The sequence below is a fragment of the Pseudomonas laurylsulfatiphila genome (assembly GCF_002934665.1).
GTDB classification, from domain to species: domain Bacteria; phylum Pseudomonadota; class Gammaproteobacteria; order Pseudomonadales; family Pseudomonadaceae; genus Aquipseudomonas; species Aquipseudomonas laurylsulfatiphila.
Map to the genome: position 1 here is coordinate 338,501 of NZ_NIRS01000004.1, position 15,916 is coordinate 354,416.

Below are 15,916 nucleotides of genomic sequence, written 5' to 3' on the forward strand. Positions count from 1 at the left end.
CGCCACTTAACACATATCACTTTAGACAGTAAAAGCATCCAATTCATGACGACATACGAACAACTACTTCTCGAACTCCAGCAACACCCTAAGACTTGGCTTGTTACCGGTGCAGCAGGTTTCATTGGTTCAAATCTACTTGAAACGCTGCTCAAACACGATCAAGTGGTCATTGGACTCGACAATTTCGCCACTGGACACCAACGTAACTTAGACGAAGTGAAGTCCCTAGTATCGACAACACAATGGGCACGTTTCCGTCTAATAAATGGCGACATTCGCGATTCGAACACATGTGAAATCGCCTGCAAAGGAGTTAATTATGTATTACACCAAGCGGCACTCGGGTCTGTCCCTAGATCAATCAACGACCCTATAACCAGCAACGACACAAATATTACTGGCTTTCTGAATATACTTGTGGCTGCACGCGATGCAAAGGTGGATAGCTTCACTTATGCCGCTAGTAGTTCGACTTATGGTGATCACCCGGCTCTACCAAAGGTAGAGGATACTATAGGCAAACCTCTATCGCCGTATGCAGTGACAAAGTATGTTAACGAATTATATGCAGAGGTATTCGCTAAAACCTATGGCTTCCGCACCATCGGCCTAAGATACTTTAATATTTTTGGTCAACGACAAGACCCTAAAGGTGCCTACGCAGCTGTAATCCCCAAGTGGACCGCAGCGATGATTGCAGGTGATAATGTCTCTATAAATGGTGACGGCGAAACAAGTCGAGATTTCTGTTTCATTGAAAATGCAGTTCAAGCTAATTTATTGGCAGCAGTCTCTAAAAATGAGGCACGCGATCAAATTTACAACGTAGCATTAAACAATCGTACAAGTCTTAACCAATTATTCAGCACGATCAAAAACTGCCTAGACACGCACGGCATTAGCTACATCAAAAGCCCAACTTACAGTGATTTTAGAAGTGGAGATGTACGCCACTCTCAGGCCGATATACAAAAAGCAGCAAGCAAACTCGGGTATGCACCCAAGTACACAATCAACCAAGGCATCGAAAAAGCAATGCCCTGGTACATTAACTTAGCAAAAAAAACAAACGCATAAATATTCCTCGTCAATCTATACCGCCAACATACCTTCGAATAACCAATCAAAACCAGAATATCATGAATACAAATTTAGAAATAAAAATCGCGCTCATTACCCCGCTCAGAGACGAGATAAGTAACATAGAAGCGCTATTCAACTCCATAGAAAACCAGTCTATCAATATCGATACTTGGATTATAGTTGAAAATGGCAGCACCGACGGCAGTATCGAAAAACTCATAAACTCCCCTACTCCCACCAACGTAAAAAAACTTATAGTTCTCAACAAAGCATTTCAAAATAACGAATATGCTTTGGGAAGCAAATACTCCCAGGTTGTTAGCTGCGGATTTGAAGAAGCCAAAAAACAGGATAACTATGAAGAGCTAACGCACATAGGCATATTAGATGCGGATTGCTTTCCAGAGTCCGAATACTATAAAAAGCTAGTAGATTTCCTCAGCTCCGACTCGTCTATCGGCATAACAAGCGGGATCATTTACGACGAAAGCGGAAAAGTTGATTCCGCCTCTACAAGTTGGGTTAGAGGTGGGTGTAGACTTTGGTCATTTGGGTGTTTTCGGAAGTCCGGTTATCTAATCGGGCCCTCTGCAGATGCCCTTAGTTCGGCCAAAGCATTCGTAAATGGCTGGAAGTCCGTTGTATGCAACACTGCAAAAGTAACCTCTAGGGAAGTTGGTGCTCGTACAAACTACCAATACTATGGCAAAGCCACTTACTACCGAGGTATCAGTCCAATCTATGCCACCTTAAGAGGCGTTTATCTACTGAAGCGCTCTTACAAAATCTCGCTTCAATATCTTACAGGGTACTATGGTGATTTTTTTTCTCGTGCCCCACGCGTTCAAGACGAAGACATTTTAAATTTCTATAAAAACTATGGATTTAGAAAACTGAAAGAGCTTGTTACACGGAAAAAATCACAATGCCATTGATTTTAGCTCTTCTAGTACTCGCAATATCAGCTATACCTGCTAGTGTATATTTAATAGTACCCGCTTTCTTTTCGTTCACTGCAACAACCTCAAAAAACAAACTTAAGCTGCTGAAAATAAACCACCCAACAGCGGCACTTGCATCAATAATTATTATAACCTCACTAATATCTCTAATAGCACTAAGCACAACACAAGGAATTTTATTATCCTTACGGGGAGCTGCAAGACCACTACTATATATCCTATTAACAATAGTTATATTCAAAACGCCAAAGCATCAACTAGTACAAGCTATAAGATTTGTAACTCTATCTTTAATGGCTGCCCTACCCCTGCAAGGCCATCTGAGTTTAATTGAAGGTATCGGTGGTATTCAACGATACCAATTTATATTCGAACACCCCAACCACTTTGCCTATTTCCTATTACCAGTTTTAATATATTTTCTTGCCCTCGAAGAAAACCACAGGATGAAAATCCTTGGTCTACTAGTAACACTAGTATCGCTCGCCCTTGCAAAAAGCAGTGGAGCATTTATTACAGCAATGATCATAATAGCTCTGCACTATCTAAAAGGCACTAAAGCTTTAATATATGGTATTTTAATTGGTTCAATCTGCGCTGCTGCCATCTTTACAACGGGCATTCTTGATAAAATTCTTGATCAAGCAACTAGCTTTGATCCAACAGCGATAAATTCGAAAATCAGCGATCAAAATTTTGGCGGTTCAGGCTCACTATCATGGCGTTTTGTTTACTGGGGCTCAATATGGAAGTCATTTTCCCTAGAACCTTGGTATACATTTCTTTTCGGACTTGGTTACGGTTCAATGACCTACGGAAGTTATGCATACGACTTCATGTATACAGACCCTCACAACGACTACTTAAAAGTACTAGCTGAAAATGGATGCATTGGATTAGTTGCCCTCGGCTACATCATTTATAAAATATTCAATCTAAAAACGAAAGAGCGCTGGTTAATATTAACAGCAACAACACTCCCAATGTTTTTTGGCAACATACTTGTCAACCCAGCGTTTATATCAGCATTAGGAATAGTTATTGCAATTTCCTTAAAAACATACGACGAACGGCGGAGCTTATGCTGAAACTAATTTTAGGCACACTTTCATTTAATCTTTCACTTCAGAGAGTTCTTTGGCCTATATCAAAGCTATTTTGGCGCCATGTTTTAAAACATTTCGGAGAGAACGCTCGCATTATGCGCGGAGTTGAAATTATTTGCCCCCATAACGTCTGCATCGGAAAAAATGTTTACATTGGAAAAAATTGTGCAATATATGGCTACAACACTATCTCAATTGGAGAAAACTCTTTAATAGCTAGAGACACAATAATTCTAACGAGAGGTCATATTTTCAATGACCCTACGACACCTATTCGAGATCAGGGGTATAACGCTGCCCCTATATCAATTGGTAATGATGTTTGGATAGGGGCCAGAGTGACTATTTTACCTGGAGTAAACATAGGTAATGGTAGCGTAGTCGCAGCCGGAAGCATCGTGAACAAAGATGTGCCTGAATACACAGTTGTAGGTGGATCTCCAGCAAAAACCATTAAACAGAGATCTTAAAATGGGATCGGTGAAGTCAGAGCTTCTTTTATCGCTTGTCAATCGTGCAATTCAGCCTGCAGCGACGTACATCACCCTAGTTGGGCTTGGTCGTATTCTTCCGATCGAGGAGTTTAATAACTACCTGATCAGCATAACCGTTGCAATGTGGGCGATCTCAAGCCTTTTTCAATGGCAAAAAAATGCCACCATCAGATTTTTTGATCACTCCGACAAAGACCTTACCCTCTATGCCAGTTCGGCGGCAGTCTCTGCAATTATAGCTATTCTCGCTATAGCGATTGCTAATTTTTTAGATCCGCGAGTATCTCCATCAACAACACTATTTATTATAACAACGGGACTCACCTATATCCTTGGCGCCCTTCTAAGATCTCTTGGAAAAACCAACACTTTTTTGATTACGGACACTCTGCTAGGTACCCTTAAGTGGGTGTTTGGGATTTTTTTTGCATTTCTATTTCTGTCGAATAATGCAACATTCATAGCCCTCGCAATTGGGGCTGCTGCGCTTGCTGTCGCGCTCTATATACCATTACACAAGCAGGGATACTCGATAAGAACCCCAAGAATCAGCGATATAAAAAATGCAAAGGGACTATTCTATTTTGGAATGTATCTAATAATTATCGACTTCTGCGGATCTGGCTTGATGTATATAGATCGGTTCTGGATCAAGGAAAGCGCATTGTCGGCAAACTACATAATCTCTTCAAACATTGGCAACCAGATAGCTTCCGTAATATTGGGTGCTTTTTTAATGGTAGCTTACCCACGCATTTCAAAATCATACAAAGACAATACCAACTGGCAAGCCACTTATAGATTATATTTGAAGAAATTCCCCCTCTGCGCGCTAGCCTGCTGCGTAATTTCATTTATTGCATCGCCAATCCTCATCGGCTTCATCAAGCACTCGCCCAATACTTCACCATACCTTGCGGTTTCATTTACAGCTGCGCAATGTGCTTATTATCTTGTCGCACTACTTTCCATCCCATACTTCATCACACTGAAGCCAATATACCCTGCGATTTTTAATGGCACGACATTCTTACTGTTTGCTGGGGTGGGTTTTTGTTTCTTTTCAGATACGACAAATCCAATTTACATCACTGTAACAAAAATCACGCTGACGCTCATACTTGCTTTCTTTTCATGGCTATTCTTCTCGCTAAATTTTCATACTGCTAAAACATCAACCTCCACCATCAGTGAGTAACCAACACAATGCGCAGAGTTAACATCCTTGATTGCCCTCTAGATATATCCAGCATGGCGGAGACGGTATCTTCAATTCAACACAGAATTGAAGATGGCGATTTTATTCAGCATGTTGTGGTAAACGTTGCAAAAATTGTACACATGCGGACGGACCATACGTTGTCCGAATCGGTAAAATCTTGCGACATTATTAATATTGATGGCATGGGCGTTGTTTGGGGCGCCCGCTTTCTTGGACATGAAGTTCCAGAACGTGTTGCGGGCGTGGATTTATTCCACGAACTACTGGCGATGAGCGAACGAAAGGGATTTTCTATCTATCTCCTCGGCGCTCAAGAAAATATTGTAGCCACTACCGCTAGCAACGTTAAATTAATTTATCCGAACCTAAAAATCGCAGGCTTTCACCATGGCTACTTCTGGGACGATGAACAAACCATGGTCGAAAAAATTAAACAATCAGGTGCGCAATTGCTTTTTGTCGCTATTACTTCTCCCAAAAAAGAAAATTTTATCAACCACTGGAAAAATCAGCTTGGCGTTAATTTTGTTATGGGCGTTGGTGGCACGTTTGATGTAGTAGCCGGAAAAGTCAAACGTGCTCCAAAATGGATGCAAAAGTGGGGACTTGAATGGCTATACCGTGTAATTCAAGAGCCCGGCCGAATGTGGAAGCGCTATCTTACAACGAATAGTCAATTCCTCTGGTTGCTGATAAAAGCAAAACTTTCCCAGCTCCGCGAAAAAAAGTAGCTTCTATTTTTCAAAGATCAGCCGATTCTAACCAAAGTATTCCATAAACTTTGAAATCTGATGCTGAGTTCTTAAGCCAGTGGGCATCCGAAAGATCGACGGTCTGGCCGCCCCTGGTGAAGCTGGATATCAAGGTAGCAGTGTTCCACTCGGTGTTTTTTGTGTTCCTCTACAAGCCTCGCATTTGCCAACAGCTATAACGCTCATGGCTGCGATAGAGACGCCAGACTAGCGCTGCTCATTTTTCGGTGAGTTAATTATTTTCTCAATTGGTCCGCCAGTGCCGTAGTCACGCTTTCGAAATACAGTAGCGCTAGTGTCGACACTTACTGGGATTGGCGCATCGATCTGGTTAGTGATTGCCAAACTATTTTGTGCAACGGAGCATGCAATACCCACTGATTCCGATGTGACAATATTGTCTGCAACAAGGTACTGAACTGTGACTGCCGTTCGGGTATTAAGGAAAACTGCGGCAACCCCCACCCCGGTCGAAGTGAGTCGCGGATTATCAGATAAGTCAACTACCTGGCGACCGCTAGTTGGGGCGGTACTTAAACCATAATCTTGATATGAGACCGCACGCCCCTGAGAAACAATTTTATTGCGCTTTAATTCATCGCAAGCGTTTGCCACTGTTAGCAGTGCACCGACGCCGTTGTATCCGGTTACTTCGTTGTCGACTAGCGTGACGTCACCCCGCGCTCTCGAAGAGGTTTCCGTGTCGTTATAGACCGTATCAAGCATGCGAATCCCGTCACCAGATACTCCGGTAGCATGCTTGATCTTGTTGCGACGAAGCGCAATATCACCAACACCACCACCGTAAATGCCAGCGCTGAAGTTCCGCCAAGTATTGTCGTTCAGATCAACCTTCCGAACTCGATCCAGTATGCCCGCGAACAACGGCGACGAAGTCTTCGCTTCAAACGTGTTTCGGGACACTTCGACCCGCATATCAAACAGGGAATCCGCCCTAGCAGCATCAACCAGAGAGCCTTTAAACCAAATGCCAGTGCTGAGCCCCAGCATTGTGTTATCCAGAATCTTGCCGTCATGACAGATCGCATGATTGATTGGAGATACGTTGTCAGAATCATCAAGTACGATGCCACGCACAACGTTGGGAGTGGTCAGCGGCGCTTCGTTTAGGGTGTTTCCCTGAATTACAAAATTTGAGCAGTTGTTGCGCAGCTTTACGGCATCCGAACAGTAAGCATTGCCCACTGCCAAATCATTCAAAATATTGGACAAAATCTTAATGCCGTTAGAGTCCGTTGAAAAGTAGACTCCATGCTCCCGTATATATCGCAGGTCCGCACCAGCTACGATTGCATCAATACAAGCGACCCCTACGATTGCTGAGGAAGGCGCGTTGATAAATTTTAGTCCAGGAGCAATCCGGAGTTTTTTTGTTTCTCTGGCAAGTAAGAGGTATGCCCCCGAGGTTGGCGCAAAACTTTGCCGGTTCTGATAGTTCCCATCGATGGTTCCAAACCCGGAAATTGAGATATCGACGCGGGAATCTCCAGCATCACCACACATGAGCAAATGATCTGTGCTGAGCGTTTCCCTTTGATCAGCAAATTTCAGAGTTCCATCTATAATCAGCCAAGTATTACTCCGCATCTGCAGGGTGGAGGATACTGTGTAGGTGAAGTTTTCCGGCAGAAGAATGTAACCGCCACGATTCAATAGCGCCTGTACGGCAGGCGTCCAATCCCAAGTTGATGGATCCAAGCTCGGCCGGTCTGTGATTAGGCCTGCATGCTCCCAAACTGACACCAGTTGGGAGACAAGCTTTCCTGGAGGCAGGTTTGGATCAACAATCTGTAGCCGGTGCAAATCATTACCCAACGCTGCGAAAGAGGTGGTACCAAGTGCCGCTAAAGACGCTGTACCAAGCGCGCTGAGTTTTAACAATTGCCGGCGATTTATCATGACGACCAGATCTCAAAAACAGGAACGATCGGCAGTATACCAGTGGAAATTTCGCCGGTACGTAATGGCTAGGACGAGCCACTACAGGGGACCTATAACCCTTCTAAGTGCCGAGACCGAACCTGACTCATGGCCCTGTCGAGGATGTCTAACATAAGGATGGAGTCCGCCGACGTCAGTACCCACTCCGAGTCGGTAGATGGCCGCTTGAATAGTTTGCGGTAAACAAGGGGGGTCGTGCCATCCAAAGCCCCCCTAATGATTTCTACATTCGGCGTGCCGGAACGATTCGGGTGTGCGAGCCGGCTAGCAGCCTCGCAGTGTCTTATCAAGTGGTTGAGCGCTTCCCAGGAACATTGCCGAGTGCCGGGCCGACCCGACCCGACCCGACCCGACAACAACAACCTCCCCTGAGTTGTACTGGAAGGCCAAGCGTGGCTTGCCGGAGAGGCTTGCCAATACTCGGCGTTGGCAAGCCGCCAGCCCACAACGCTTTGGATAGTGGCACTACTTATCTATTGTATGGCGTGAACATCAGGTACGAACCACAACATTTGCACCAAATGGCCGATGGCGAATGTTAGAAACAGCGAGCACTGTTATAAAACGTCAGACCTATAAGGCGCCCTACACAGGTATTCTTAAGGCAATTATCGCAAGATAAATCTCACTGAGGAATGAGCCAGAGGTCCACGCTCATCGAGTTCGAATCAATACTATCCTTAACGTTAATGGACGCTCTGAGTTTTTGGCCTTGCACGCTCGCTTCTTAGTTTCACCGCCAATACCGACGATGCATCAAAAAGGAATCTACCATGACCAAACTACTTGCTTCAGCTCTAATGCTTTCTTTAAGTGCCTCCGTTTTGGCCGCTGAGCCTCCCGCAGCGTCTTCTGCTCCAGGCACGCCTGCAAGCACGTCTTTGAATCAGCCCACCCCTCTCATCGGCAACCTGAGCACAGAGAGTGTTATCGGCCTCGGCGCCACGGTTGTAGCCGGCGTTGCGGCGCTGTCATCCAGTGGCGGAAGCAACAATGGCGGGGGCACGACCGGCACTACCGGCACGACCGGCACCACCGGTACACGCTAAGCGCACCGCGAGGTCGATAGCCTTCTACCACCCGGAGCAATCCGGGTGGTTCCGTTCTGATGTGTTTCCTCCACAAGTGTCCTCAATCATGATTCGTAGTTTGTCGCTCGCTGTGCTTGCGGGTATAGCCCTGCAAGGCTGTATGTTCTCACCCGGTCAACACCTGGATACCAGTCAGGTCGGCCGTGAAGGCTCACCGGAAAGTAGTCGGATCGAGTTGATTCCGATAACGCCCAAACTGATTGCCCAGAACGCGGCGACAAAAGTGCAAACCTCGGTACCCGCCGAGTTGTTGGCGTTCAAGCCGGGGGCTTACCGGATTGGCGCCAATGATGTGTTGTACATCACTGTGTGGGACCATCCTGAGTTGACTGCGCCATCGGGTGCGCAACAGCAAATTGATGCGAACGGTCGCCTGGTACGCCCGGACGGCACCATGTTCTACCCCTACATCGGTAATATTCATGCCGAAGGCAAAACCATCGAGGAGCTACGCGGTTTTATTGCCGAGCGCCTGACCCAATTCGTCGACAGCCCCCAGGTTGATTTGAGTGTTTTGCGGTTTGCCAGTCAAAAAGTCGTTATTTCCGGTGCTATTTTAAAAGCCGGTCAACTACCCATTACCACTTCGCCGCTCAGTGTCGTCGAAGCCATGGGCACTGCTACCGTCGATCCATTGAATGCCGACCTTGCCGGCCTGACGCTGACCCGGGACGGACGTGAGTATCCGCTGGACCTGGACTCGCTCAACAGCAAAGGCTCGCAGTTGCATAACGTCTATTTGAAAGACGGCGATCAGTTGTACCTTCCCTACAACGATCGCAAAAAGATCTACGTCATGGGTGAGGTCAACCAGCCTCGGGCGCTCACGTTCAAGATCAATCGGATGAATCTGGCGGATGCGGTCGGAACGGTCGGTGGACTGAACCAGACCACCTCCAACGGCAACGCGCTGTATGTCATTCGAGGTGCCGAAAACCTTGAAACCGAGCCGGCAAAAGTCTTTCAACTGGACGCCGAATCGCCTACCGCCTTTGCTCTCGCCAGCCGCTTCGATCTGCAACCCCAGGACATTGTCTACGTCGGCCCTGCAGGCGTGACCCGCTGGAACCGCTTGATCAGCCAGTTGCTGCCTTCGGCCGCTATCATCGGTACCGGAGCGGCAGCTCAAAACAATCTCAGTGAAGCCAGCAGTCGATAAGGTTTGAGCCGCTTTGAAAACTTTGCGTAACAGCTCATGCCTGGCGGTGGGTTTACTGCTGTGTGGCTGCAATCCGTTGATGCAGGCGTCCCTGGATACCTTTAAAGCCTCCACCCTGGGCGTCCAACCGCTGGAAGTGACTGCGGCGCAAGTGGAGGCCGTGCCCTATGCGCAGATCAAGGTCACCACGCACGCCAGCGAAGGTGTACTGGCGAAGCTTCGCCAGCAGGGTGACCTGGAGTTCTGGGTCGCCTCCGGCAAGCAAGTGTTGTTGATGCGCGATGGCCTGGTCGTTCGCACTGTCGGCCTGAGCATCAATCTCGATGGCACGCGCTTCGACGGTGAGTCGCCGTTCAAGCGTGGCTTGCAGCAATTGCCCGACGGTTACAGCAGTACCCGCTGGATTGATGTCTATCAGGGTCCGCGGGTCGGACTGGCGGTCAACAGTCGCTTCAGTCGACAGGCCATCGAAACCGTCACCATTCTGGACAAGGACTATGCGCTGCTGCGCATTGACGAACGCGTCGACATCCCTGAGCTGGGTTTCAAGGCCACTAACCGTTTTTGGGTCAGGCCTGACGACGGCTTGATCCTGCAGAGCGAACAACATCTCACGCCGGAACTTTTCTTGAAGATTGTGCAATTGCGCCCCGACTGGGAGACGGCTCGGTGAGATATTCGAAAACGCTGTCGGCTTGCCTGTTGCTGGCAAGTTCTGCGATGACTCAGGCCGCTGTCACAGTCACGGGTGATGTACTGAACGCCGGATCCTTCACGTTCGTGCCAGGCACGCGCTTGCTCGATGCCGTCAGCCAGGGACGCCCGAACGCCGAAAGTTACTGGCTGGCCGCCGCCTGGTTGCACCAACCACTGATGCTGCAGCAAACACGCCTTAAAGCCGGTGTGCTGTTCGATCTGAAAATGCTTCAACGTGGGGCCTTGCTTGAAGAAAAAAGCAGCCTGGCGGCCCTGGCTGCGCGCCTGTTTGAAGAGGTCAGCCGACTACCCGTTACCGGCCGGAAAGTCGCGGTGCTCGACCCCGTGGCATTGGAAGTCGCGTTCGCCCTCAATTACTCGCTCAACGACGGCGACCATCTGATCTACCCCCGACGCCCGTCTACGGTCACCGTACTGGGCGCAGTGGAAAAGTCCTGCACGCTGCCTTATCGCGCCCCGCAACAAGCCCAGGAATATCTCAAAAGCTGTCCGCCGGTGCCCGACGCAGATGCCGATTACCTGTGGTTGATTCAGCCCGATGGCCAGGTCAGGCGAGTCGGCAACGCCGCCTGGAATCGCGAAGACGGGGTGTTTGCCGCCGCAGGCAGCACCATTCTGGTGCCCGTGCGAAACGATGATCCGGATCTGCCTACACCCGATTTGAACGAGCAGCTGGCCCAGTTTCTCGCCACCCAACCGTTGCCCGAGGTGGCCCCTTGAAGTTACGTTTTGCCGCCGTAGTGTTGTTGCCCTACAGTCTGGCTCATGGCGAGCCACGTTTTACCCAGAATGATTTCGGTGGCGTGGGTTTGTTGCAAACCCCCACCGCACGGATGGCACCCGCCGGCGAATTCAGCCTGAACGCCAACCGGACAGACCCATATTCTCGCTATAGCATTTCAATACAGCCCCTTGATTGGCTGGAAGGCAGTTTTCGTTATACCGCTATCAGCGACCGTAAATACGGGGCCGAGGCATTCAGTGGCGACCAGAGCTATAAAGACAAGGCGGTCGATGTCAAAGCCCGCCTCTGGCAAGAAAGCCACTGGTTGCCCGAGGTCGCGCTCGGTTTTCGCGATGTTGGGGGCACCGGCCTGTTTTCCAGCGAATACTTTGTGGCGAACAAACGTTACTACAATCTGGATTTCAGCCTGGGTATTGCCTGGGGCTATATCGGTAACCGGGGAGATTTCGAGAATCCGCTGGGGTACCTTGATGAGCGCTTTGATACACGCCCGGTAAATACGGGCGCGGACGCGGGCGATGTCAATACCAACTCGTATTTTCGAGGCTCGCCCGCGTTGTTTGGCGGTGTGTCCTATCAGACGCCCTGGTCGCCCTTGAGCTTGAAACTCGAGTTCGACGGTAACGACTACAAGCACGAGCCTCTGGACAATAGCCTGAAGCAGGACTCGCCCATCAACATCGGGGCGGTCTTCAAACTAACTGACTCTGTCGATTTGACCGCAGGTTGGGAGCGCGGCAACACCGCGTTGTTCGGCATCACTTTTCATACCAATTTCGCCAGCCGCAAGGCGCCGGCCAAGCGCTACGACCCCGCTGTCGAAGCGCTGCCGGCACACGCGCCAACCACGCCGCTCGATCAGGTCGACTGGGCGGGGGTTTCCAAACGGCTGGAAAACAACGCAGGTTATAAGGTCGAGCGTATTGCTCAGCGCGATTCCGAACTGATTGTGTATGGCGAGCAGTCACGCTATTTCTACTCAGCCAAAGGCGTGGGCCGGGCCAGCCGGATTCTGGACAACAGCGCGAATGACGAAATCGACTGGTTCACGCTGGTGAACAAGCGTTACGACATGCCCGTGGACGAAGTCAGCGTGCCGCGCGAAACATTCCGGGCCGTGGTGAACAACCAACAAGACCTTACAGACCTGCACCGCACCACCGAATTGAACCGGGCCACGCCACACATTGAAAACACGCTGTACACCCAGGCCCTCGAGCCTTTTACCTATGGTTTCGGCTTGGGTTACAAGCAAAACGTTGGTGGTCCTGACGGTTTGTTGTACCAGTTGACTGCTGATGTGGACGCAGAATACCGCTTTACCCGCAACACGTGGACGAGCGGGGTCATAAGCACCAATCTCCTGAACAACTTTGATAAGTTCACGTACGACGCGCCGAGCAATCTGCCCCGAGTGCGCACCGACTTGCGCAAGTACGTCATCACCTCTGATGTAACAATGCCGACATTTCAGCTCAACCATGCCAAGCAACTGGATCAAGACTTGTTCGGCATGGTGTATGGCGGTTATCTGGAGTCAATGTTCGCCGGGGTCGGAGGTGAATTGCTGTTCCGCCCCATGGGCGAGCGCTGGGCCGTGGGTGCTGATTTGAACTTTGTGCGCCAGCGTGACTTTGATCAGGGTTTTGGTCTGCGCGATTACAACACCGTGACCGGTCACATCACCACCTATACCGAACTGCCGTTCGATTTGCAGGCGGCGGTCAGTGTTGGACGGTACCTGGCGCGCGATTGGGGTGCCACGGTCGATCTTTCGCATGAGTTCACTAACGGCGTGAAGTTCGGTGGCTGGGTCACCCGCACCACAGCCTCTAAAGAAGAGTTCGGCGAGGGTAGCTTCGACAAAGGCATCTATATCTCGGTCCCTTTCGACGAGTTGATGAGCGTCTCCACGATGCGTCGTGCCAACCTGGTCTGGGCTCCGTTGACCCGCGATGGTGGCGCGCGTCTTAACCGCCAATATTCGCTGTACACAATGACCAATGGCCGCGACAAAGATGCGTTCTATAAGAACTTTGAGAAAATCACCGAATGAGTTCGTTACTCTCGGGTGTCACACAACTTTCCCAAAGCATACGCACGCTGTTTTTCATCAGTGTCAGTGTGGTCTTGCTGACAGCCGCTTTGCGAGCGCAACCGATTCCCGAAGCCTTTGCCCAGGAAGACAAGCTGCATCACCTGGTTGCTTTTTTCGCGTTGTCTTTTAGTTGTCGGCTGGCCTTCCTGCGGGTCAAGGTGCACTGGATCGCCTTGGGCTGTCTGCTGACGGGGATCCTGATCGAATATGCACAAGGACTGATGCCGCTGCGCACGGCATCACCTTACGACGCCTTGGCGAATGCTGTCGGTGTGTTGATCGGCTTGATTGCGTGGCGTTGGATCCAGCCCGTCAAACAGTCCGCTGAGTTCCCGGACACTTGAGACTATGGCTTGGTCCTTGAGCATTGCGACAACACGTGTGCAAACATCAAAACACTGAATCGACGCAACCCATTCCTGTTACGTGAATTTGTATAAGAAAGGCCTGTAAACGGTATTTTTTAGCTCTTGGGTGCCGCGTTTTTTGAGCGGCCATAAACCTTTTTCAAGGCAGACCACTATGAACGCTTCCAGATCACCGATCGACTCCGCCTATAAATCGCTGGACCCTTTTGCACCGGGCAATATGGTTTTGGGGCAGAAGTTCACAGAGGGTAATAGTGGATTGATGGCCTGGTTGCGGACATACGAAAGTGCTCCCTCCACTATCACCCCACAGCCAAAACTGTTGGTGGAGCGCATTGGACTCTTTCCTTCCTCAGGCGAAATTCGGCGCATGGTCGATAATCCCAGTGCGGTACTCGAGGACTTGCGGACCCTGTATGCCAGTGAGGCACTGGATGTGGATGACAGTGACGGCCTAAGCCTGACGTTCACTGAATGGCGCTTCAAGATCTGCCTATCGCAGAGCGAGCTCCTGTTGAAAGTTGAGAGTCGTGGCGATGTTGCAATGATGCAGAAAAAAACTGCAGAGCTGCTGGAGCGGATCGAACAGAGAAATAGTAGTGAATCCTGGTGACGCCACTTCGCCAGAACTCACAATCGAACCAAAATCTACAACCTTGACGATTCGCCGGGTGTGCGCCAGTGAGGCTGCATGAATGCCTTTTCTGCCCCCGACAGAGTCACTGCCAGCGAGTTCAAAACCCCCTCAGCGGTGTACTTGGGAATGCTCGTACTCAGTAGAATTACCGCCAGCCCCAGCACCAGCGCCTGCCGGGGAATTTTGCGTATTTCCTTTCTCTCCAGCCTTAAAAGAAATACGCACGCCGCGACTGACCCCACAACCGCCCCGGCAATCGCTTCCGGCAGAGGATGAATCGTCTGCCCGACATACTGGACGCTGAACCACCAGGTCGACAGCAGCCCCGCACCCAGTGCCAGCCATCGAAGCCGATGATCCAGTTGACGGAACAGCAAACTCAGTACAACGGTCGACACCAGGCAGGCGTTCATCGCGTGGCCGCTGATGACCGCGACATCCAGACTTTCCAGGCCGATTCCCCAGCCCTTGAACAGCACTTTACTGAGACCTACGACGAAATAGGCTACGAACAGTACGCCTAGCCATAAGAGGGCGAGTTTTCTGGATCTCGTGCACCATAACCAACCAGCGACGACCATGGCCGCTGGAAGCATGACGGTGATGCCGGCGTATTGAGTGATGTACAGTTTTGACACCAATCTACTTCCTCACCCCTGATGCAATTTTCCAGTGTAATGGATACTGGCCGCGTGTTCAGTAGATACAACGCTCATCGATCAATAAAGCACTTCAGACGATTCTCTACGACAACCACCGAATAACTCGCGATGTGCATCGCCAGTCCGTCCTCTACCAGCGCTTCCAGCATGGCCACTTGTGCCGCGAAGCGCCGGTCGTTGTTGAGTTTTCGAGAGGCGTGCATCTGATTGATCAGAACATGCGTCACTTGATAAGGGGTGTTGACTTTCAGGCGCCCCAACCAGACGGGGATTTTTTTTGCGCTTTTGGACTGTCTGATACCCAGCACGCACGTCGCCTTGTCCAAAGCGGTATTTTTCGAAAGTTCCATGACTTCTTCAAACACGCTGGTCAATTTTTTTAGTGCGTAGCCAAGCATCAAATCATCAAATGCATCCAAAAACATATCCCTCTTCACGTCGTGAAGTTATTTCTACAAGCACACATTCGCAATTATTACATTACACCTTATTCCATATATGTACTGGACGTATTCTAACGATAAAGCCTTTGCCAAATAACATTACACTTGTTAGCGCAAAGACTAATCCGACCCAGTATTAAGTGACTTTTTATAACAATTATTGAGCCCGCAATCGAACTATATAGACTTCAACGATATCGGTAGTTACACGCAAGGTACCGCGAGAGTTGTCAGAAGACTCAGGCGTCAGATGATCTGATTGCGAGGCGTTAACCGTCAGATCAGTTGAACCTGTGAGCCTGCTTGGCATCCTATTTACCGATACCACGCCCCCGTCTTTCAAACAGCCGTTTTCACGTTGTTGCCGCAGGGGCCGTCTATACACGTACACGCCCTTGAGTGGCTGTCAGCG

Annotated in this window: 16 protein-coding genes; 13 read left to right on the forward strand and 3 right to left on the reverse strand. The window is 49.5% G+C overall.

Annotation, left to right across the window (positions count from 1 at the left end; all coding sequences use genetic code 11):
- Window positions 1-45: 45 nt before the first annotated feature.
- From CD175_RS16310 to CD175_RS16330, 6 genes are all read left to right on the forward strand, one after another.
- The gene (locus tag CD175_RS16310) at window positions 46-1,080 is read left to right on the forward strand and encodes an SDR family oxidoreductase (RefSeq protein ID WP_104449694.1); all 1,035 of its coding nucleotides are present in this window, start codon (window positions 46-48) and stop codon (window positions 1,078-1,080) included.
- Window positions 1,081-1,142: 62 nt separating this feature from the next.
- The gene (locus CD175_RS31110) at window positions 1,143-2,021 is read left to right on the forward strand and encodes a glycosyltransferase family A protein (protein ID WP_146094586.1); all 879 of its coding nucleotides are present in this window, start codon (window positions 1,143-1,145) and stop codon (window positions 2,019-2,021) included.
- Window positions 2,012-3,136: an O-antigen ligase family protein gene (locus tag CD175_RS16315; protein WP_104449695.1), complete on the forward strand. Its 1,125-nt coding sequence runs from the start codon at window positions 2,012-2,014 to the stop codon at window positions 3,134-3,136. Before CD175_RS31110 ends, CD175_RS16315 begins: the two co-directional genes overlap by 10 nt.
- Complete coding sequence (locus CD175_RS16320) at window positions 3,130-3,624, forward strand: acyltransferase (protein ID WP_104449696.1); 495 nt, start codon at window positions 3,130-3,132, stop codon at window positions 3,622-3,624. The genes CD175_RS16315 and CD175_RS16320 overlap by 7 nt, the downstream gene beginning before the upstream one ends.
- Before the next feature lies 1 nt (window position 3,625).
- Window positions 3,626-4,846, forward strand: coding sequence for an MATE family efflux transporter (locus CD175_RS16325; RefSeq protein ID WP_104449697.1), 1,221 nt, complete (start codon window positions 3,626-3,628; stop codon window positions 4,844-4,846).
- A gap of 53 nt (window positions 4,847-4,899) precedes the next feature.
- A complete protein-coding gene (locus tag CD175_RS16330) occupies window positions 4,900-5,601 on the forward strand; it encodes a WecB/TagA/CpsF family glycosyltransferase (protein WP_276309766.1) in 702 nt (233 codons plus the stop codon).
- A gap of 228 nt (window positions 5,602-5,829) precedes the next feature.
- Here CD175_RS16330 and CD175_RS16340 read toward each other — a convergent pair whose 3' ends face one another.
- Window positions 5,830-7,542, reverse strand: coding sequence for a hypothetical protein (locus CD175_RS16340; RefSeq protein WP_146094587.1), 1,713 nt, complete (start codon window positions 7,540-7,542; stop codon window positions 5,830-5,832).
- Between the two features lie 815 nt (window positions 7,543-8,357).
- Between CD175_RS16340 and CD175_RS16345 the strand changes: the two genes are divergently transcribed.
- The 7 genes from CD175_RS16345 to CD175_RS16375 all read left to right on the forward strand — a co-directional run bounded on the left by CD175_RS16345 (window position 8,358) and on the right by CD175_RS16375 (window position 14,375).
- Window positions 8,358-8,633, forward strand: a complete 276-nt coding sequence (locus tag CD175_RS16345; protein ID WP_104449700.1) for a hypothetical protein — start codon at window positions 8,358-8,360, stop codon at window positions 8,631-8,633.
- An 88-nt stretch (window positions 8,634-8,721) separates the two neighbouring features.
- Window positions 8,722-9,834, forward strand: coding sequence for a polysaccharide biosynthesis/export family protein (locus CD175_RS16350; protein WP_167399533.1), 1,113 nt, complete (start codon window positions 8,722-8,724; stop codon window positions 9,832-9,834).
- A 13-nt stretch (window positions 9,835-9,847) separates the two neighbouring features.
- The gene (locus CD175_RS16355) at window positions 9,848-10,507 is read left to right on the forward strand and encodes a YjbF family lipoprotein (RefSeq protein WP_104449702.1); all 660 of its coding nucleotides are present in this window, start codon (window positions 9,848-9,850) and stop codon (window positions 10,505-10,507) included.
- Window positions 10,504-11,271, forward strand: coding sequence for a capsule biosynthesis GfcC family protein (locus CD175_RS16360; RefSeq protein ID WP_420849115.1), 768 nt, complete (start codon window positions 10,504-10,506; stop codon window positions 11,269-11,271). Before CD175_RS16355 ends, CD175_RS16360 begins: the two co-directional genes overlap by 4 nt.
- Window positions 11,268-13,352, forward strand: coding sequence for a YjbH domain-containing protein (locus CD175_RS16365; protein ID WP_104449704.1), 2,085 nt, complete (start codon window positions 11,268-11,270; stop codon window positions 13,350-13,352). Before CD175_RS16360 ends, CD175_RS16365 begins: the two co-directional genes overlap by 4 nt.
- Entirely contained in the window at window positions 13,349-13,738 is a 390-nt protein-coding gene (locus tag CD175_RS16370; RefSeq protein ID WP_104449705.1) for a VanZ family protein, read from the forward strand. Before CD175_RS16365 ends, CD175_RS16370 begins: the two co-directional genes overlap by 4 nt.
- A gap of 178 nt (window positions 13,739-13,916) precedes the next feature.
- Window positions 13,917-14,375, forward strand: a complete 459-nt coding sequence (locus CD175_RS16375; protein ID WP_104449706.1) for a phosphohexomutase domain-containing protein — start codon at window positions 13,917-13,919, stop codon at window positions 14,373-14,375.
- Between the two features lie 35 nt (window positions 14,376-14,410).
- Here the strand turns inward: CD175_RS16375 and CD175_RS16380 are convergent, their stop codons facing one another.
- The gene (locus CD175_RS16380) at window positions 14,411-15,037 is read right to left on the reverse strand and encodes a hypothetical protein (protein ID WP_338066219.1); all 627 of its coding nucleotides are present in this window, start codon (window positions 15,035-15,037) and stop codon (window positions 14,411-14,413) included.
- A 74-nt stretch (window positions 15,038-15,111) separates the two neighbouring features.
- The gene (locus CD175_RS16385; RefSeq protein WP_104449965.1) at window positions 15,112-15,480 is read right to left on the reverse strand and encodes a hypothetical protein; all 369 of its coding nucleotides are present in this window, start codon (window positions 15,478-15,480) and stop codon (window positions 15,112-15,114) included.
- Window positions 15,481-15,916 lie beyond the last annotated feature (436 nt).

Excerpts from the sequence above, each read along its gene's own strand:
- CD175_RS16310 (WP_104449694.1), top strand. The coding sequence starts at position 46 with ATGACGACATACGAACAACTACTTCTCGAACTCCAGCAACACCCTAAG.
- CD175_RS31110 (WP_146094586.1), top strand. The coding sequence starts at position 1,143 with ATGAATACAAATTTAGAAATAAAAATCGCGCTCATTACCCCGCTCAGA.
- CD175_RS16315 (WP_104449695.1), top strand. The coding sequence starts at position 2,012 with ATGCCATTGATTTTAGCTCTTCTAGTACTCGCAATATCAGCTATACCT.
- CD175_RS16320 (WP_104449696.1), top strand. The coding sequence starts at position 3,130 with ATGCTGAAACTAATTTTAGGCACACTTTCATTTAATCTTTCACTTCAG.
- CD175_RS16325 (WP_104449697.1), top strand. The coding sequence starts at position 3,626 with ATGGGATCGGTGAAGTCAGAGCTTCTTTTATCGCTTGTCAATCGTGCA.
- CD175_RS16330 (WP_276309766.1), top strand. The coding sequence starts at position 4,900 with ATGGCGGAGACGGTATCTTCAATTCAACACAGAATTGAAGATGGCGAT.
- CD175_RS16340 (WP_146094587.1), bottom strand. The coding sequence starts at position 7,542 with ATGATAAATCGCCGGCAATTGTTAAAACTCAGCGCGCTTGGTACAGCG.
- CD175_RS16345 (WP_104449700.1), top strand. The coding sequence starts at position 8,358 with ATGACCAAACTACTTGCTTCAGCTCTAATGCTTTCTTTAAGTGCCTCC.
- CD175_RS16350 (WP_167399533.1), top strand. The coding sequence starts at position 8,722 with ATGATTCGTAGTTTGTCGCTCGCTGTGCTTGCGGGTATAGCCCTGCAA.
- CD175_RS16370 (WP_104449705.1), top strand. The coding sequence starts at position 13,349 with ATGAGTTCGTTACTCTCGGGTGTCACACAACTTTCCCAAAGCATACGC.
- CD175_RS16375 (WP_104449706.1), top strand. The coding sequence starts at position 13,917 with ATGAACGCTTCCAGATCACCGATCGACTCCGCCTATAAATCGCTGGAC.